Source organism: Mycobacterium sp. 141 (genome assembly GCF_000382405.1).
Classification (GTDB): domain Bacteria; phylum Actinomycetota; class Actinomycetes; order Mycobacteriales; family Mycobacteriaceae; genus Mycobacterium.
Map to the genome: position 1 here is coordinate 422,726 of NZ_KB908256.1, position 18,524 is coordinate 441,249.

The window sequence follows — 18,524 nt, forward strand, 5'->3', positions numbered from 1 at the left end:
TCGGGTGGAAGCCTTGGCGATAGTCGGCATCTGCCGACGGGACCGCACGTTGCCCACCGATACTGAGAGCTACCCCGTAAGCTCGATAGTGTGCAGCGACGAATCATGGGCATCGAGACAGAATTCGGTGTGACCTGCACGTTCCATGGCCATCGCCGGCTCAGCCCCGACGAGGTTGCTCGCTATCTGTTCCGGCGAGTCGTGTCGTGGGGCCGCAGTTCCAACGTCTTCCTACGCAACGGTGCTCGCCTATATCTGGATGTGGGCAGTCACCCCGAGTACGCGACCGCCGAATGCGACAACCTCGTTCAGCTGGTCACCCACGACCGTGCCGGTGAGCGCGTACTGGAGGACTTGCTGATCGACGCCGAGCAGCGGCTCACCGACGAGGGCATCGGCGGTGACATCTACCTGTTCAAGAACAACACCGACTCGGCGGGCAACTCGTACGGCTGCCACGAGAACTACCTCATCGTGCGCGCCGGGGAGTTCTCCCGGATCGCCGATGTGCTGTTGCCGTTCCTGGTGACCCGGCAGCTGATCTGCGGCGCCGGCAAGGTGCTGCAAACGCCGAAGGCCGCCACCTTCTGCCTATCGCAGCGGGCCGAGCACATCTGGGAAGGTGTCTCGAGCGCTACCACCCGGTCGCGGCCGATCATCAACACTCGCGACGAGCCGCACGCCGACGCCGAGAAGTACCGGCGGCTGCACGTCATCGTCGGTGACTCCAACATGTGCGAGGCCACCACCATGCTCAAGGTGGGCACCGCATCGCTGGTGCTGGAGATGATCGAGGCCGGCGTGCCGTTCCGAGATTTCTCTCTGGACAACCCGATCCGGGCGATCCGCGAGGTCAGTCATGATCTGACCGGCAAGCGTCCGGTGCGGCTGGCAGGCGGCCGGCAGGCCAGTGCACTGGACATTCAGCGCGAGTACTACAGCCGCGCGGTGGAGTATCTGCAGACGCGCGAAACCAACACGCAGATCGAACAGGTGGTGGACTTGTGGGGCCGGCAGCTCGACGCGGTCGAGAGCCAGGACTTCGCCAAGGTCGACACCGAGATCGACTGGGTGATCAAGCGCAAGCTGTTTCAGCGCTACCAAGATCGCTACAACATGGAGCTGTCCGACCCGAAGATCAGCCAGCTCGACCTCGCCTACCACGACATCAAGCGTGGGCGTGGCGTGTTCGACCTGCTGCAGCGCAAGGGTCTGGTCGCCCGGATCACCACCGACGAGGAGATCGACGCAGCGGTGAACACGCCGCCGCAGACGACGCGGGCCAAGCTGCGCGGTGAGTTCATCAGCGCTGCGCAGGAAGCCGGGCGAGACTTCACCGTCGATTGGGTGCACCTCAAGCTCAACGATCAGGCGCAGCGCACCGTGCTGTGCAAGGATCCGTTCCGGTCGGTCGACGAGCGGGTCAAGCGGCTCATCGCCAGCATGTGATCGGCCCGCGGATCCCTCCCAGTTGCCCCTTAAACTCCTTGCTGTGGCGACATCCAAGGTCGAGCGGTTGATGAACCTCGTCATCGCACTGCTGTCCACTCGAACATTCCTGCCCGCGGAGAAGATTCGTGCAAGCGTGGCCGGGTACGCCGACAGCCCCAGTGACGAAGCGTTCTCCCGGATGTTCGAGCGCGACAAGAACGAGTTGCGTGATCTCGGCATCCCGCTGGAGACCGGCCGGGTGTCGAAATTCGACCCGACCGAGGGCTATCGGATCAACCGCGATGCTTATGCGTTGCCTCCCGTGCAACTGACCGGCGACGAGGCCACTGCCGTCGCTGTCGCCACGCAGCTGTGGCAGTCACCGGAGCTGGTCACCGCGACCCAGGGGGCGCTGCTGAAACTGCGTGCTGCCGGGGTGGAGGTCGATGCCGACGGCGCCGGTGCCGCGATCACCTCGACCGCGGTATTGCCCGGCCTGCGCGGGTCCGAGCAGGTGCTGCGGATCCTGTTGTCCGCCATCGACTCCGGACACGTCGTGCAATTCGAACACCGGCCGTCGCGCACCGCGGGCTACACCACCCGCACGGTCGAACCGTGGGGTGTCGTCACCCACCGCGGCCGTTGGTATCTCGTCGGGCACGACCGCGACCGTGATGACACCCGTACGTTCCGCCTGTCGAGGATCGGTTGCGACGTCACCCTGATCGGAGAGGCCGGTGCGGTGCACAGACCCGAAGGTGTCAACGTGCGGGAGATCGTGCGGCGCGTCGTTGCCGACGTGCCCACCGGGGAACGGGCCCGCGTGTGGGTAGCCGGGGGGCGGGCGACCGCGTTGCGCCGGCAGGCCGTCACGACCACGCCGCGTGCTCTGGGCGGCCGTGCGGGGGAAGAGATCACCGTCGAACTCGGCATGCATGACCGGCTCGCCCGTGAGATCGCGAGCTACGGCGCCGACGCCGTGGCGCTGGAGCCGTCGGCGTTGCGCGACGACGTGGTGGAGAGGCTGCGGGCGCAGGCGGATCGCGCATGAGCCAGGTATCGGCCCGCTTGGTTCGGCTGCTCAACATGGTTCCGTATTTCCAGGCGAACCCCAAGGTCACGCGGGCGGAAGCGGCCGAAGCCCTCGGCGTCAGCCGCAAGCAACTCGACTCCGACCTCGAGCAACTGTGGATGTGCGGGTTGCCCGGTTACAGCCCCGGTGACCTGATCGATTTCGACTTCACCGACGACACCATCGAGGTGACGTTCTCTGCCGGCGTGGATCAGCCGCTGCGGCTGACCTCCACAGAGGCCACGGTGATCCTGGTGGCGCTGCGGGCACTCGTCGATGTCCCGGGCATGGTCGACCCGGAGGCCGCGCGCAGTGCGATCGCCAAGATCGAGTCGGCTGCCGGTGCTCAGCTGGCTGCCATCGAGGACCCTGTACCGATCGAGAGCGAGGCCGCCGCGACAGTGCGGGCCGCGGTCCGCGACGGCCGCGCGGTGACGCTGGAGTACTACTCGGCGTCACGTGATTCGCTGACCACCCGCACGGTGGATCCCATCCGGGTGGCCCTGGTCGGGGACAACAGCTACCTGGAGGCGTGGTGCCGCAGTGCCGAGGCGGTACGGCTGTTCCGCTTGGATCGCATCGTCGACGCGCAGCTGCTCGCGGAGGCCTCGACGCCGCCTCCCCCGGCCGTGCACGCGGGCCCGGATACATCGCTGTTCGACGCCGATCCGGCGCTGCCGTCAGCCACGCTGCTCATCGCCCCCTCGGCGTCGTGGATGTTCGACTACTACCCGTTGCGGGTGGTGACCGAGCTGCCCGACGGCGCGGTCGAGGCGGCCATGACCTTCGCGTCCGAGGACTGGATGGCCAGGTTCGTGCTGGGCTTCGGTTCCGCGGTGCGGGTGCTGGCGCCCGAGTCGTTGGCGCAGCAGGTGCGGGCTGCGGCCACGGCAGCGCTGCACGCCTACGGTGCGGTCGAGGTTGACGGGTAGACTCGGCGAAGACGTCTGGAGGTAACCAAATTGGGCGGACTACAACCCTGGCACTGGATCATCGTGATCGCTGTGTTTGTGCTGCTGTTCGGTGCGAAGAAGCTTCCGGACGCGGCGCGTTCACTGGGTAAGTCGATGCGGATCTTCAAGTCGGAGATCAAGGAGATGCAGTCTGAGTCCAGGTCGGAGGACGCTCCGCCGGCCAGGCCGATTGCATCCGAACGCGCCGATGTGGCGGCGCCGCGGCCCGATGTCGCCGCGCCCGCACCCGAACAGTCCCCGGACCGACACACGGCCTGACGCGGCTCGACCCTGATCGCGGTTTACGACCGCGTCGGTAGGTCGTGTCTCCGACCCCCACTTCACATCTGTGCAGAGCTCCGGCATCTTCAGAAAATTCGATCCCCGCCGTCGCCGTTCGCGGGTCAATCCCGACGGCACCATGTCGCTGGTCGACCATCTCACCGAGTTGCGGTCACGGCTGCTGATTTCTGTCGCGGCCGTCATCGTCACGATGATCTTCGGGTTCTTCTGGTACACCCACGGCATTTTCGGGCTGCACAGCCTGGGCGAATGGCTGCGCGGTCCGTACTGTGCGCTGCCGGCCTCGTCCCGTGCGGCCATTGCGCCCAACGGCGAATGCCGACTGCTCGCCACCGCGCCTTTTGACCAGTTCATGCTGCGTCTGAAGGTCGCGCTCGCGGCCGGTGTGGTGATCGCGTGCCCGGTGTGGCTCTACCAGGTGTGGGCGTTCATCACGCCCGGGCTGTACAAGAAGGAACGCCGGTTCGCGATGGCCTTCGTCGGCTTCGGCGCTGCGCTGTTCGTCACCGGTGCGGTGCTGGCCTACGTCGTGCTGGCGAAGGCGTTGGGCTTCCTGCTGACCGTCGGCAGCGACGTTCAGGTGACCGCACTGTCCGGCGACCAGTACTTCGGTTTCCTGATCAATCTGCTGCTCGTGTTCGGCATCAGCTTCGAGTTCCCGTTGCTGATCATCATGCTCAACCTCGTCGGAGTGCTCAGCTACGCAAAGCTCAAGGCATGGCGGCGCGGGCTCATCTTCGGCCTGTTCGTCTTTGCCGCCTTCGCCACACCCGGATCGGATCCTTTCACGATGTTGGCACTGGCCTGTGCGCTGACGTTGCTGCTGGAGCTGGCCATCCAGATCGCCCGGGTCCACGACCGGCGCAAGGCGCGGTTGGCCGAAGCCGAGGTGGACGACGACGAGGCCGCACCTATCGGCACCACCGAACCGATCGAGCCACCGGCTCCGGTGTCTGCGCCGACGTCTGCGGCTCCGAAGACGCCACCGGCGTCACGACCAACGAGGCTCAGCATCGATGACGACGCGACCTGAGCCGGGCGGCGAAACTCTTGACGAGCTGGCCGCATTCACCGCGCAACTCCCGTTCGTTCTCGATGACTTCCAGGTGCGCGCCTGCAGCGCATTGGAGAGCGGTCACGGAGTCCTCGTCTGCGCGCCCACCGGTGCCGGCAAGACGGTCGTCGGCGAGTTCGCCGTGCACCTGGCCCTGGCGGCCGGCGGAAAGTGCTTCTACACGACCCCGATCAAGGCGCTGAGCAATCAGAAGCACAACGATCTGGTCGCCCGGTACGGCGCGGAGAAGATCGGGTTGCTCACCGGTGATCAGTCCATCAACGGTGATGCCGACGTGGTGGTGATGACCACCGAAGTACTACGTAACATGTTGTACGCGAATTCGTCTGCGCTGCATGGGCTTTCCTATGTCGTGATGGACGAGGTGCACTTCCTGGCCGACCGGATGCGCGGCGCGGTGTGGGAAGAGGTGATACTGCACCTGCCGGAGGAGGTGTTGCTGGTCAGTCTCTCGGCCACGGTGAGCAACGCCGAGGAGTTCGGCGGGTGGATCCAGACCGTCCGCGGCGACACCACCGTCGTCGTCGACGAGCACCGACCGGTGCCGCTGTCGCAGCACATGATGGTGGGCAAGCGGCTGTTCGACCTGTTCGACGGCTCCGACCGCACGCTGGTGGACCCAGAACTGGTGCGGCACATCGCCCATCGCCGCGAGGCCGAACGGCTCGCGGACTGGCAGCCGCGGGGGCGAGGCCGGCCGCCGCAGCTGTACCGGCCGCCGAGCCGACCGGACGTGATCGACGTCCTCGACGCCGAGGGGTTGTTGCCCGCGATCACGTTCGTGTTCTCCCGCGCGGGTTGTGATGCGGCGGTCAAACAGTGCCTGCGGTCGCGGCTGCGGCTGACCACCGATGAGGAACGCGCCCGCATCGCCGAGGTGGTGGACCGGCGCTGCGCGGACCTGGCCGAGTCCGATCTGGTCGTGCTCGGCTATCACGAATGGCGGGAAGGTCTGTTGCGCGGACTGGCCGCCCACCACGCAGGCATGCTGCCGACGTTCCGTCACACTGTGGAGGAGCTGTTCACCGCGGGCCTGGTCAAGGCGGTATTCGCCACCGAGACACTGGCTTTGGGGATCAACATGCCGGCCCGCACCGTGGTGCTGGAGCGGCTGGTGAAGTACAACGGCGAACAGCACCTACCGTTGACACCGGGGGAGTACACCCAGCTCACGGGGCGCGCGGGGCGGCGCGGCATCGACGTCGAGGGCCACGCTGTGGTGCTGTGGCGCCCGGACGACACCACCGCCGACCCCGCCGAGGTCGCCGGCCTCGCGTCCACCCGAACCTTCCCGTTGCGCAGTTCCTTTGCGCCGTCGTACAACATGACCATCAACCTGGTTCAGCACATGGGGCCCGAGCAGGCGCACAAGCTGCTGGAGCGATCTTTTGCGCAGTACCAGGCCGACCGCTCGGTGGTGGGCCTGGTCCGCGGCGTCGCCCGCGGCGAGCGGATGCTGGGCGAGCTGGCCACCGAACTGGACGGGCACGAGTCGGAGGTGCTCGACTACGCGCGGTTGCGCGCGAAAATCGGTGAGCGGGAACGTGCCCAGTCCCGCGCCTCGCGGCTGCAGCGCCGGCAGGCAGCCACCGAGGCGCTGGCCGGGCTGCGCCGTGGGGACATCATCACCATCACCCACGGGCGGCGCGGTGGTCTGGCGGTGGTGCTCGAACCCGACCGCGACAGTGACGACCCCAGGCCGCTGGTACTCACCGAACATCACTGGGCAGGTCGTATTTCGTCGTCGGACTACTCGGGTGCCTCGGCGCCGCTCGGCACGATGGCGCTCCCCAAACGCGTCGAGCACCGCCAGCCCCGGGTGCGCCGCGACCTGGCGTCGGCGCTGCGGTCGGCGGCGGCCGGGTTGGCGGTGCCGTCGGACAAGCCGAAACGCTCCGGCAGCGCACTCGACCGGGACGTGGATCCAGAGTTGGCCGGCCTCCGCGAGCAGCTGCGCCGGCATCCAGCGAATCAGCTTCCGGACCGCGAAGCCATGATGCGCATCGCCGAGCGGTATCTGCGCATCGAACGTGACAACGCCCAGATCCAGCAGAAGGTTGCGGCGGCGACGAACTCCCTGGCACGCACCTTCGACCGGATCGTCGCGCTGCTCAGCGAGCGCGGGTTCATCGAGAACGATTCCGGTGAACCGAAGGTGACCGATACCGGCCGGTTGCTGGCACGCATCTACAGCGAAAGCGACCTGCTGGTGGCCGAATGTCTGCGGAGTGGTCTGTGGGAGGGTTTGCAGCCCGCCGAGTTGGCGGGAGTGCTGTCGGCCGTGCTCTACGAATCGCGCGGTGATACTCCCGGAGTGCCCGCCGGGTTCGACATCCCGACCTCCGGTCTTCGGCGTGCGCTGGCCCAAACCCGGCGGCTCTCGGCCGATCTGCGTGCCGACGAGCGGCGGCACCGCATCGCGCCGAGCCGCGAACCCGACGAAGGGTTCGTCACCGCGGTCTACCGCTGGGCCACCACCGGCGACCTGGCATCCGCGCTGGCTGCCTCCGACGTCACCGGTTCGGGTTCACCGCTTTCGGCAGGCGATTTCGTACGGTGGTGCCGGCAGGTGCTCGATCTGCTCGACCAGGTGCGAAACGCCGCACCCGCACCGGCACTGCGCAATACCGCGAAACGCGCCATCACCGATGTTCGGCGCGGCGTCGTGGCTGTTGATGCGGGGTAGGGTGTGGACGTCAGCGAATAGGGATCAAGGAGAGTCATGAGCGGACCGCAGGGATCTGACCCGGCGCAGCAGTGGCCCGGTCAGCAGCCCGAGCCCGGTAATGATCAGCCGTCAGGCTCGGACGCGTGGCAGCCGCCGGCCAGCTCCGACGAATCGACCACGCACGCTCAGACCTGGCAGCCGCCCGCCTATCCGCAACAGCCCGAGCAGCCGCAGCAACAGCAGCCGGACTACTCGGCCTATCAGCAGTCCCAGTCGGCATACGCGCAGCCGCAGTACCCGTCAACCAACCAGTATGGCCAGCAGCCCTACGCCATGCCGGGCCAATTTGGTCAGCCGGGCCAGCCTGGTCAGCCGGGTCAGTTCGGCCAACCCGGTCAGTACGGCCAGTACGGGCAACCCGGCCAATACGGTCAGCCGCAGTTCGGGCAACCGGGTCAGTTCGGCCAGTACACCCCGCCCGGTGCGGAAGAAGGGTCCAAGCGCTCGCTCGGTGTGGTCCTCGGTGTCGTCGGCGCCCTTGTCGTGCTCGTGCTCGTTGTTGTCGGCGTGCTGGGCTTCTGGAAGCCGGGATGGTTCGTCACCACCGAACTCGACGTCAACAAGGCCCAGCAGGGCGTGACCAAGATCCTCACCGACGAGGAGAACGGTTACGGCAACAAGAGCGTTTCCGACGTCAACTGCAACGACGGCAAGAACCCCAAGGTCAAGAAGGGTGACACCTTCACCTGCGAGGTCAGTGTCGACGGCACCAAGCGCAAGGTCACGGTGACCTTCCAGAACAACGACGGCACCTACGAGGTCGGCCGGCCCAAGTAGTTCGTCCGCAGCTCAGCCGGGCAGACGGTCCAGTGCCGTCTGCAACCGGCTGATCGACGAGGTCACCCCGTACGCGGCCGCCAGATCGGCAACTTTGGCCGGCTCCTTGGCGGCCAGTGGCAGCGCATCCGTCGGGGTGGACATCGTGACAGGGGCATCGGTCGCAACGCGCACCACGGGCTCGGCTGCGGCGATGTAGTCGGCGGCGGCCAGCAGTTTGGCGCGGTGCGACTTGGACATCGGCACCGCGCTGTCGTGTGCGGCTGTCTGGATCGCTGCCAGCGAGCCGTGCCGAGCCAGCAGGGTCGCGGCGGTCTTCTCACCGATCCCGGCCACACCGGGCAGACCGTCGGACGGATCGCCACGCAGCAACGCCAGCTCGGCATACGCCGCGCCGGCGCGGTCGGCCGGCACCCCGTACTGCTCGGCAACCTCGACGGGCCCGAACTTCGTGGCCTTGGCGAGCCCGCGCCCGATGTAGAGCACCCGCACCGGCGGAGTCGGTTCGTCGCGCACCAACTGCAGCAGATCGCGATCCCCACTGACCACGACCACCGGATCACGCTGCTCGCGGGTGGCCAGCGTGCCCAGCACATCGTCGGCCTCGTAGCCCGCCGCTCCGGCGGTGGCGATCCCGAACGCGTCCAGCAACTCCATGATCATGGCGACCTGCGGGGTCAGCTCATCGGGCACTTCCTCGATGTCCGGTATCCCGTCCGGCTCGGCTTCGGCCACCCGGTGGGCCTTGTACGAGGGCACCAGGTCGACGCGCCACTGCGGCCGCCAGTCGTCGTCACGGCACACCACCAGGCGTGACGGTCGCTCGTTTGTCACCAGCGTGGCGATGGAGTCCAAAAAGCCGCGTACCGCGTTCACCGGTCGACCGTCGGGTGCTGTGATCGACGACGGGACACCGAAGAACGAGCGGAACCACATGCTGGCGCCATCGAGCAGCAGGACAGGTGCGGTCATGACATCCTCCGGAGCAACATTCCAGCGACACTAGCCTGAGGTACTGCCGTCGCCAGTCATCAAGCGTCCCACTAGCCTCGAGCACCATGACCCTGAGCCGATTCAGCACCGACGTCTACGCCCACCGGCTTTCCGCTGCGGCCGCCGCTGCGGCGGAGGCGGGTTTGGCCGGGCTGGTCATCACACCTGGTTACGATCTGCGTTACCTGGTCGGCTCGCGGGCACAGACCTTCGAACGGTTGACCGCGCTGGTGCTGCCGGCCGCAGGGGAACCGACCATCGTGGTGCCGCGCATGGAGCTGGCCTCGCTCAAGGAGTCGGCCATTCCCGAACTGGCTGTGGCGGTACGGGATTGGGTCGACGGCGAGAATCCTTACCGGATGGTCGTCGATGCGCTCGGCGGTCCGGCCGCCGCGGTCACCGATGCCATGCCGGCGCTGCACCTGCTACCGCTGACCGAATTGCTCGGCGTGGTGCCGGTGCTGGCCACCGACGTGCTGCGTCGGTTGCGAATGATCAAGGACGCCGCCGAGATCGACGCGCTGCGCAAGGCCGGCGCGGCCATCGACCGGGTGCACGCGCGGGTGCCGGAATTCCTGGTGCCCGGCCGCACCGAGGCTGACGTCGCCGCTGACATCGCCGAAGCCATTGTTGCCGAGGGACATTCGGAGGTGGCCTTCATCATCGTCGGCTCCGGGCCCAATGGCGCCGATCCGCATCACGAATGCTCGGACCGCGAACTGCGGGCCGGTGACATCGTCGTCGTCGACATCGGCGGCCCGTACCAGCCGGGCTACAACTCCGACTCCACCCGCACCTACAGCATCGGCGAACCGGATCCGGAGGTGGCGCGCCGCTACGGAGTGTTGCAGCGCGCGCAGCAGGCCGCCGTCGACGCGGCGCGGCCCGGCGTCACCGCCGAGCAGGTCGACGCGGCCGCACGCGGCGTGCTCGCCGCCGAGGGCCTGGCCGAGGCCTTCGTGCACCGCACCGGGCACGGCATCGGGTTGTCGGTGCACGAAGAGCCTTACATCGTGGCCGGCAACGACCTCCCGCTCGAGCCCGGCATGGCGTTCAGCGTCGAACCGGGCGTGTACTTCCCGGGACAGTGGGGCGCTCGGATCGAGGACATCGTGGTCGTCACGGCCGACGGGGTGGAATCGGTCAACAACCGACCGCACGAGTTGATCGTGGTGCCGGCCGGCTGAGCTCCGGTGGGGTTTTACTCGCCGCTACGGTCCAGCAGATCCGAGGAGCCGAGCACGCGCTCGACGCGGACCTCGATCACAACACGGCGGGGGTTGACCCGTGGGGTCCGGTAACGCTGCGCGTACCGCAGCTCGGCGTCACGTACGGCGTCGGTCTCGGTGCTGACGGTGGACTTGCCCTCCAAGGACAGCCAGCGGGCCCCGTCGACCTGGCTGAGCACTGCGACGCCGCGCTCGTGGGCGTTGATCGCCTTCTGCGAACCACCAGTGGTGATGACGCGCGCGATGTGCGTCTTGGGATCGAAGGTGAAACCGACGGCCACCACGTGGGGTGAATTGTCCGACCGCAGCGTGGTCAGCATGGCCAGATGACGCTCGGTGAGAAACGCCAGCGCGTCGTCGGTGAGCTTGGTGGTTGCCTTGCCACGTGATGTAGCCATCGGCGTCCACGCTAGCGCAGGAGATAATCGCTGCCGTGAACGACACGGCAGATCCCGGCCCGCGCGTTGTGGTCATCTTCGGAGGCCGTAGCGAGATCGGTGTGGAACTGGCCGCTCGGCTCGCTCCGGCCGCAACGGTGGTGCTCGCGGCCCGCGGCGCCGACCGGCTCGGCGACCAGGTCGCGGCAGTGCGGGCCGCCGGCGCCGCGGCGGTGCACACGTGCGAGTTCGACGCCGACGACGTGGCCGGACACGCAGGGCTGATCGATGCCATCGAAGCCCGGCACGGGTTGATCGACACCGCGGTACTGGCCTTCGGCGTGCTGGGTGACCAGGCCCGCGCAGAGGCCGATACCGCACACGCGGTGGCCGTCGTGCACACCGACTACGTCGCCCAGGTGAGCCTGCTGACCGAGCTCGCGCGGCGCATGCGAGCCGCAGGTAGGGGCCGGTTGGTGGTGTTCTCCTCGATCGCCGGGGCGCGGGTGCGCCGAGCCAACTACGTCTACGGATCGGCCAAGGCCGGCCTGGACGGTTTTGCCTGCGGCCTCAGCGATGCTCTACACGGCACCGGGGTGCAGCTGCTCATCGTGCGACCCGGCTTCGTGATCGGGCGGATGACCGAGGGCATGGACCCGGCACCGTTCTCCAGCACCCCGGCACAGGTGGCCGAGGCAACCGCGGCGGCGCTGGCCGACGGCAAGCGAGCGGTGTGGGTGCCCTGGGTGATCCGGCCCATGATCTTCGTGACGCGGTTCGTGCCTGGCCCGATCTGGCGCAGGATGCCGCGATGAGCGCTTGCGCGAAGAGCAGAGGACACAGATGAGCGCTTGCGCGAAGAGCAGAGGACACAGATGACATCGAGGATCATCGTGGTGGGCATCGGGGCCGACGGCATGGCCGGACTGGCGCCCACGGCCCGCGCCGAATTGGCCAGGGCCACAGTCATCCACGGATCGAAGCGTCAACTCGACCTGCTCGATGACACCGTCTGCGCGGCCCGGCGCGGGTGGCCGTCGCCGATGCTGCCCGCGTTGCGCACCCTGCTCGACGGTGCGGACGGCGACGTGCACGTGGTCGCCAGCGGGGACCCGCTGCTGCACGGGGTGGGCAGTGTGTTGATCCGGATGTACGGCGCCGATACGGTCACCGTGTTACCGCATGTGTCGTCAGTGACGCTGGCGTGCTCGCGGGTCGGCTGGTCGGTGCAGGACACCGAGATCATCAGCCTGGTCACCGCCGAGCCGCATACGGCCGTGCGCCGCGGTGGCCAGGCCGTGGTGTTGTCTCGCGACAGCTCGAGCCCGGCCGCGTTGGCGAAACTGCTGACCGACACCGGCCGTGGGGATTCGGAGCTGACGGTGCTGGAGCAACTCGGCGGCCCGAGGGAACTGCGTCGCTCGGCGACGGCGCGAGAATGGGCGTCGCGCCCGCCGGCCGATGTCGATGCGCTCAACGTCATGGCCGTGCGGTACCTGCCCGACGAGCGGCGTGAGCACGCGCTGCCCGACGACGATTTCGACCACGACGGGCAGTTGACCAAGCAGTCCATCCGGGCCGTCACGCTCGCCGCGCTCGGACCGCGGCCGGGGGAGCTGTTGTGGGATGTCGGTTCGGGATCGGGCAGTATCGCGATCGAATGGTGCCGCAGCGGGCCCGGCTGCACGGCAGTGGCGTTCGAACGTGATCCCCAGCGCCGCAACCGTATTGGTGGCAATGTCATCGCCTATGGCGCGCGGGTCGAGGTGCGTGGGGCCGCACCGGAGGCGTTCGACGGCGCGCCCGAGCCGTCCGCGGTGTTCATCGGCGGTGGCGTCACCCAGCCGGGCGTGCTGAAGGCCTGCCTCGACCGGTTGCCGGCCGGCGGGCGGCTGGTGGTCAACGCCGTCACAGTGGAATCAGAAGCGGTTGTGGCGCAGTGGTATTCGAAAGAAGGCGGCGAGCTGCGGCGCTATCAGCACTATCAGGGCGGCGCGGTCGGCGGGTTCACCGGCTGGCGCCCTGCGCTGCCGGTCACGCAGTGGTCGGTGGTCAAATCATGACGGTCTATTTTATCGGAGCCGGTCCCGGTGCGGCCGACCTAATCACGGTGCGCGGCCAGCGATTGTTGAGCAATTGTCCGGTATGCCTGTACGCCGGGTCGATCATGCCCGACGACCTGCTCGCGCTGTGTCCACCGGACGCCCGTGTCGTCGACACCGGTCCGCTGAACCTGGACCAGATCGTCGACGAGTTGGTGGCCGCCGACCGTGCCGGCCTGGATGTGGCTCGGCTGCACTCCGGCGACCCGTCGCTCTACAGCGCGCTGGCCGAGCAGTGTCGCAGGCTCGACACGCTCGGCGTGAGCTATGAAATCGTGCCTGGGGTACCGGCATTCGCCGCTGCCGCCGCGGCGTTGGGCCGCGAGCTCACGGTCCCCGGGGTGGCGCAGACGGTCACGCTGAGCCGGGTGGCGACGCTGTCGACGGCGATGCCCGCCGGCGAGGATTTGCGTACCCTGTCCGCGCCGGGCGCGACGCTGGTGCTGCACCTGGCTGCCGCGCAGATCGACCACATGGTTCCGCAACTCCTCGACGGTGGGTATGGTCCGCAAACCCCTTGCGCTGTAGTGGCATTCGCCAGCTGGCCGGAGGAGATCGTGTTGCGCGGCACGCTGGCCGACATCGCCGAGAAGATGCATGTCGCAGAGGTCACCCGCACCGCGGTGATCGTGGTCGGCGATGTCCTTGCCGCCGAAGGGTTCTCCGACAGTTACCTCTACTCGTCGGACCGTCGCCGGGGGAGCAGGCACTAGTGAGGCTTCTGCTCCTTGGCGGCACCGGTGAGGCCCGTGCGCTGGCCGCGGCCCTGCACCCTGATGTCGAGCTGATCAGTTCACTGGCCGGGCGAGTGCCCGACCCCGCGCTACCGGTGGGCCCGGTCAGGATCGGCGGCTTCGGTGGCATCGACGGGCTGCGGAACTGGCTGCGCGACGAGCGGATCGACGCCGTCGTCGACGCGACACATCCGTTCGCCGCCACCATCACTGCGCACGCCGCGAAGGTCTGCGCCGAACTCGGGTTGCCGCATCTGGTGCTGGCACGTCCCGCCTGGAAAGCCGGTGATGCAATCGTGGTGGCCTCTGACGCCGAAGCTGCGAAAACCGTTGCGGACAACGGCTATTCACGCGTCTTTCTGACCACCGGCCGGTCGGGAACCGCGGCCTTCCGTGGGGTAAACGCCTGGTTCCTGATCCGGGCCGTCACCGAACCGAAGCCTGCGAGCCTGCCGGAACATCGTCAGTTGTTGTTGTCACGCGGCCCGTATCACTATGAGGGGGAGCTGGCACTCCTTACCGAATACCGCATCGATGCGCTGGTCACAAAGAACAGTGGCGGTGCCATGACCGAGCCGAAGCTGCGCGCCGCAGCCGATGCCGGGGTGGCGGTGATCATGGTGGACCGACCGCCCTTGCCGGCCGGGGTCCACGCCGTGGCGACCGTGGAGGAGGCCTCGAGCTGGGTCAGAGCCTGGGTCGGGGCGCGCTGAACGCCGTCAATCGACAGACGCCGCATTCTGGCCGATCAACCGCCGCAATTCGGCGGAGGCAGCCTTGCGCGCGGCGTCGGCGTCCTCGCGCAGTCCGCGGATCTGCGTGTCGAGCGCGTTGAGTCGATCCTGCAGTTGTTCGAGTTGGTCGACCTGGCGACGCCGCAGGTCCCCTTCCGGACCCTCGGACCCGAGCACTTTGAGCTGTTCGGCAATCCGGCTCTGCGCGGCATAGTCCTCCGTACGGCCGGTTTCGAGGCGTTGGCGCTCGGCGTCGAGCCGGTCGGCGTGTTCCCAGCGTCCCAGCACACCGGACAGTTCATCGATGGTCGAGGCGTCCAGCGACCGTCCGGCCAGCCATTGCTCCAATTGGCGCGGTGAAAGTTCCCGGTAGTCGATCTCGGTGAAGATCGGCCATGTCTCGAGGACTGTGGCTTCGACGCTCTGATGCCCGGGCACCACAACCCGGACCCGGTGAAATCGTCCATCGTCGTCGATATCGGTGACACCGTCCAGCGCCTCGATACGGTGCCCGCGGATCCGGGGCAGCTCGAATGTGACATCGACGGCATCGTCGTGGTCGTTCTCGGCGCGCAGCGTGTAGCTTTTCTCGACGCGCTGCTCCTCGACCACGGCGTCGGCGGCCAGCTGCACCCGGGCCGTCACGGTGTCGGTGCTGCTGGTGCTACGGCAACGCACGGCCAGATCCTTGGCGAACGCCAGCCGCACCTTCGCGTCGCGAGCGGTGAACGGCACCATGGCCTCTCCGGCGTAACTGTCCTGCTCGTAGATGACGGCGGGCCCCTCTTCCAACACCACGCCGGTGCTGTTGGTGAAGGCCAACACGACGTCGGGCGCAGGTGCGCCGTCTCGCCACACCAGTTCGCGGCGGACCCCGTCGACGGGCGTCACCGCCAACGGGACCATGGCCGCCCCGCCGCGCTTCAGCGACACCGGTGTGGTCAACCGGTATTCGAAATATTCACCGCTGTCGGATGTTTCGACCTCGGCGGCGGCATCCGTATAGGCGTCGAACGGCGCGGCCATCGGCATCGCGGCGAGCACCGGCATATCGCTCGCGGCTCGTGTGGTCTTGGCCAGCGCCACGCGTTCGGCTTCCTCAACGATTGCCCGCCGCACCGTCCTGCCGTGGTACAGGTCGATATCGAACGAAATCGGTTGTCCGGTGGTCAAAGTCAGTGATACGTCAGTGAGGTCCTCGTCGATCGGATTGTGCACGATTCCCATGGCGGCAAGCACCAACGCGTCACCGTCACGAACCAATCGATACGACACCCGCCACATGGGCGCCGGAACGATGTAGGACACCCGCGTCTGCTCGGCGCTGCCCCGGATCTGCACGGCAACCCGGCAGTCCTGGCCCGCGGTCGCGGCGCGCGAACGATCGATCAGATACGCCAGGTCGGTGCGGGATGGATCCTCGATCAGATCGATCCGGTCGGCCTCGGCAAGGTCGAGCAGGCCCACCGCGCCGGATTCGGTACGCAGCACCAACAGTCGGCGGTTCTCGCCGGACTCGTCGACACCGATGACCTCGCCGCGGTGACGTCGGTCCCCGCAGCGGACCTCGATAACGCGGCCGCGCAGCGCCTCGATGAGCCCGAGCAGTGCACCGCCCGGCTCCAACAGTAAGTTACGGCTTGCCAGTTCGGTACGGGGATCCGACGGGCTGTCGAACGCGACCGTGCCCACCGACGCCTGGCCGCCGGTGACGTCGACCGTCAGAGATTTCAACACGTCTTTCATGTCGTCGCGGCGAAACGTCAGCTCGAAATCGCCGTCGACCGGCCCGGTGCGGCTGACATAAGCCACGCCGTGCTTGTAGATGACGAGTCGGTCCACCGCCGGACGTGTGCTCATAGGGCGACCCTAACGCCAGCCCACGACCGGTGGATGCTGTCAGCTCGGGTAGCGCCGCGGGGTGAAGACACGGTCCCGGTTCTGGTCGCTGTACCACTGCGTCTGAGACGAGCCGATGATCAGCAGGCACCGCATGTCGACCTCGGCGGGGTCGAGGTCGACCAACCGCACCACCTGCACACTCTCGTCTGCACCCGGCTGTGCACCGGATACCGCCCGGCCGATGATCACCGGTGTGCTCGGGTCGCGGTGCTGCAGCAACAGCTCGCGCATCGCGCCGACCTGCCACGTCCGCGTCTTGGATGCGGGGTTGTAGATCGCCAGCACCAGATCGGCTTCGGCCGCCGCGGTCAACCGCTGCGCGATGACGTCCCACGGCTTGAGTCGGTCGGACAGCGAGATCACCGCATAGTCGTGGCCGAGCGGTGCGCCGGCCCGGCTGGCGACAGCCTGGGCTGCGGTCATCGCGGGGATGACCCGAACCTCGACACCCGGCCACTGCTTGGCCTCTTCGAGCACCGCGGTGGCCATCGCGAACACCCCGGGATCCCCGGACGAGACCACCGCCACGGTGCGGCCCTGCTGAGCCAGGTTGCATGCCAGCTGAGCACGGGCGGGTTCGTCGGTGTTGTCGCTCGGGTGGTGGCGCTGCCCGGCCCGAAGGCCGACCCGTTCTAAATACGGGAAGTACCCGATGAGGTCGGTGGCCGCGGCGAGCTCGCGTCGGCTTTGTGGCGTCATCCAGTCCGAGTCGCCCGGCCCGAGGCCGACCACCACGACGCTGCCCGCAGCCGGGGGCGCCACGCGGCCTCCGCCGGGGATCATGGCCAGCGAGAAGTACGGCACCTTGCCGGGGTCGATGTCGCCGGCCGGTGCCACCCGCTGCCGGTCGGTGCTGGCCCGCTCCACGTAGTACGCCTCATCCAGTCGGCCGGTCGACGAAAGTGCCTCGCGCACAACGGTATACGAACGTCCGAGTTTGAGGACCACGGCGGCGTCGGTGTCGGACAGTCGGCGTTTGAGCTCCTCGGCGGGCATGGTGCCGGGCAGGATGGTCAGCACCTCGTCGCCCTGCACCAGGGGGGTTCCGGTGGCGGCCGACGCTGCGCTGACTGACGTCACGCCCGGCACGATGACGGCGTCGAACCGCTCGGTGAGCCGGGTGTGCAGGTGCATGTACGAGCTGTAGAAGAGCGGATCGCCCTCGGCCAGCAGCGCAACGTTGCGACCGGCGTCCAGGTGCGTCGCGATGAGCTCGGCGGACTCGGCGTAGAAGTCCTCCATCGCACCCGCGTATCCGCCGGGATGGTCGGTGGTCTCGGTGGTCACCGGGTACACGAGGTGCTCTTCGACCTGGCCCGGACGCAGATAACGTGCGGCGATTCCCCTGGCGATGCTGTGACCGTGGCGGGCGCTGTGATACGCGACGACGTCGGCCTCGCCGATCAATCGTGCGGCCTTGACCGTCACCAGTTCCGGGTCGCCGGGGCCCAACCCGACGCCGTAGAGGGTTCCCCTCGTTGTCATTCGCGTTCGCTCGCAATCGCATTGACGGCGGCGGCGGCCATCGCACTGCCACCGCGCCGACCGGTCACCACGAGGTAGGACATCCCCCGTGGACGGTCGATCAGTTCCTGCTTGGACTGGGCGGATCCGACGAAGCCGACCGGACCACCGAGCACCGCGGCGGGTGTCGGCGCCCCCTCGTCGAGCAGTTCGAGCAGCCGGAACAGCGCAGTCGGCGCATTGCCGATCGCCACCACCGCGCCACCCAGGCGGTCGGCCCACAGGTCGACGGCGGCCGCGGAGCGGGTACTGCCCAGCCGGATCGCCAGTTCGGGCGCACGTGGGTCCGCCACCAGCGACACCACCTCGTTGTCGGCAGGCAGTCGCGACCGGGTGATGCCCGCTGCCACCATCGACGAATCGCAGAGCACAGGCGCGCCCGCAGCCAACGCGGCATGGGTACGGGTGACCACATCTGCGGTGAACGCGACATGCTCGGCGACGTCGACCTGGCCACAGGTGTGGATCAGCCGGACCACGACACGCGAGACATCGGCGGGAAAACGAGCCAGATCGGCCTCATCCCGGATTGTCGCGAACGACTGCCGATAGATCTCGGCGGCATCGCGGATGTAGTCGAGCACCCGAAT

At 67.8% G+C, this 18,524-nt stretch carries 17 protein-coding genes; 12 read left to right on the forward strand and 5 right to left on the reverse strand.

What is annotated here, in order from left to right; all coding sequences use genetic code 11:
* The first annotated feature begins 90 nt into the window (after positions 1-90).
* The 7 genes from pafA to H276_RS0104790 all read left to right on the forward strand — a co-directional run bounded on the left by pafA (position 91) and on the right by H276_RS0104790 (position 8,339).
* Positions 91-1,449, forward strand: coding sequence for a Pup--protein ligase (gene pafA, locus H276_RS0104760; protein ID WP_026356594.1), 1,359 nt, complete (start codon positions 91-93; stop codon positions 1,447-1,449).
* Between the two features lie 43 nt (positions 1,450-1,492).
* The gene (locus tag H276_RS0104765; RefSeq protein ID WP_019970166.1) at positions 1,493-2,482 is read left to right on the forward strand and encodes a YafY family protein; all 990 of its coding nucleotides are present in this window, start codon (positions 1,493-1,495) and stop codon (positions 2,480-2,482) included.
* Positions 2,479-3,435, forward strand: a complete 957-nt coding sequence (locus H276_RS0104770) for a YafY family protein (protein ID WP_019970167.1) — start codon at positions 2,479-2,481, stop codon at positions 3,433-3,435. The genes H276_RS0104765 and H276_RS0104770 overlap by 4 nt, the downstream gene beginning before the upstream one ends.
* A 30-nt stretch (positions 3,436-3,465) precedes the next feature.
* Entirely contained in the window at positions 3,466-3,735 is a 270-nt protein-coding gene (gene tatA, locus H276_RS0104775; protein WP_019970168.1) for a Sec-independent protein translocase subunit TatA, read from the forward strand.
* Positions 3,736-3,805: 70 nt separating this feature from the next.
* Positions 3,806-4,792, forward strand: coding sequence for a twin-arginine translocase subunit TatC (gene tatC / locus H276_RS0104780; protein WP_019970169.1), 987 nt, complete (start codon positions 3,806-3,808; stop codon positions 4,790-4,792).
* Positions 4,776-7,520, forward strand: coding sequence for an RNA helicase (locus tag H276_RS0104785; protein WP_019970170.1), 2,745 nt, complete (start codon positions 4,776-4,778; stop codon positions 7,518-7,520). The genes tatC and H276_RS0104785 overlap by 17 nt, the downstream gene beginning before the upstream one ends.
* A gap of 36 nt (positions 7,521-7,556) precedes the next feature.
* Positions 7,557-8,339 carry a DUF4333 domain-containing protein gene (locus H276_RS0104790; RefSeq protein WP_019970171.1) on the forward strand — a complete coding sequence of 261 codons (783 nt, stop codon included), beginning with the start codon at positions 7,557-7,559 and terminating at the stop codon, positions 8,337-8,339.
* Positions 8,340-8,351: 12 nt separating this feature from the next.
* Here the strand turns inward: H276_RS0104790 and H276_RS0104795 are convergent, their stop codons facing one another.
* The gene (locus H276_RS0104795; protein ID WP_019970172.1) at positions 8,352-9,311 is read right to left on the reverse strand and encodes a 5'-3' exonuclease; all 960 of its coding nucleotides are present in this window, start codon (positions 9,309-9,311) and stop codon (positions 8,352-8,354) included.
* Positions 9,312-9,397: 86 nt separating this feature from the next.
* Here H276_RS0104795 and H276_RS0104800 point away from each other — a divergent pair, with 86 nt between their 5' ends.
* Complete coding sequence (locus H276_RS0104800) at positions 9,398-10,519, forward strand: Xaa-Pro peptidase family protein (protein WP_019970173.1); 1,122 nt, start codon at positions 9,398-9,400, stop codon at positions 10,517-10,519.
* 14 nt (positions 10,520-10,533) lie between these two features.
* Here H276_RS0104800 and H276_RS0104805 read toward each other — a convergent pair whose 3' ends face one another.
* Positions 10,534-10,959, reverse strand: coding sequence for a F420-dependent biliverdin reductase (locus tag H276_RS0104805; protein WP_018599625.1), 426 nt, complete (start codon positions 10,957-10,959; stop codon positions 10,534-10,536).
* Between the two features lie 35 nt (positions 10,960-10,994).
* Between H276_RS0104805 and H276_RS0104810 the strand changes: the two genes are divergently transcribed.
* The 4 genes from H276_RS0104810 to H276_RS0104825 are packed head-to-tail and all read left to right on the forward strand — an operon-like array spanning position 10,995 to position 14,487.
* Complete coding sequence (locus H276_RS0104810) at positions 10,995-11,753, forward strand: SDR family NAD(P)-dependent oxidoreductase (RefSeq protein ID WP_019970174.1); 759 nt, start codon at positions 10,995-10,997, stop codon at positions 11,751-11,753.
* A 60-nt stretch (positions 11,754-11,813) separates the two neighbouring features.
* Entirely contained in the window at positions 11,814-13,001 is a 1,188-nt protein-coding gene (locus H276_RS0104815; protein WP_019970175.1) for a bifunctional cobalt-precorrin-7 (C(5))-methyltransferase/cobalt-precorrin-6B (C(15))-methyltransferase, read from the forward strand.
* Positions 12,998-13,753: a precorrin-4 C(11)-methyltransferase gene (gene cobM / locus H276_RS0104820; RefSeq protein ID WP_019970176.1), complete on the forward strand. Its 756-nt coding sequence runs from the start codon at positions 12,998-13,000 to the stop codon at positions 13,751-13,753. Before H276_RS0104815 ends, cobM begins: the two co-directional genes overlap by 4 nt.
* Positions 13,753-14,487 carry a cobalt-precorrin-6A reductase gene (locus H276_RS0104825; protein WP_019970177.1) on the forward strand — a complete coding sequence of 245 codons (735 nt, stop codon included), beginning with the start codon at positions 13,753-13,755 and terminating at the stop codon, positions 14,485-14,487. Before cobM ends, H276_RS0104825 begins: the two co-directional genes overlap by 1 nt.
* A 6-nt stretch (positions 14,488-14,493) precedes the next feature.
* Here the strand turns inward: H276_RS0104825 and H276_RS0104830 are convergent, their stop codons facing one another.
* From H276_RS0104830 to H276_RS0104840, 3 genes are read right to left on the reverse strand one after another with little or no spacing between them, the layout of a single operon-like run.
* Entirely contained in the window at positions 14,494-16,368 is a 1,875-nt protein-coding gene (locus H276_RS0104830; protein ID WP_019970178.1) for a hypothetical protein, read from the reverse strand.
* Between the two features lie 39 nt (positions 16,369-16,407).
* Complete coding sequence (locus tag H276_RS0104835) at positions 16,408-17,895, reverse strand: precorrin-2 C(20)-methyltransferase (protein WP_019970179.1); 1,488 nt, start codon at positions 17,893-17,895, stop codon at positions 16,408-16,410.
* A complete protein-coding gene (locus H276_RS0104840; protein ID WP_019970180.1) occupies positions 17,892-18,518 on the reverse strand; it encodes a precorrin-8X methylmutase in 627 nt (208 codons plus the stop codon). Before H276_RS0104840 ends, H276_RS0104835 begins: the two co-directional genes overlap by 4 nt.
* Between the last annotated feature and the right edge of the window lie 6 nt (positions 18,519-18,524).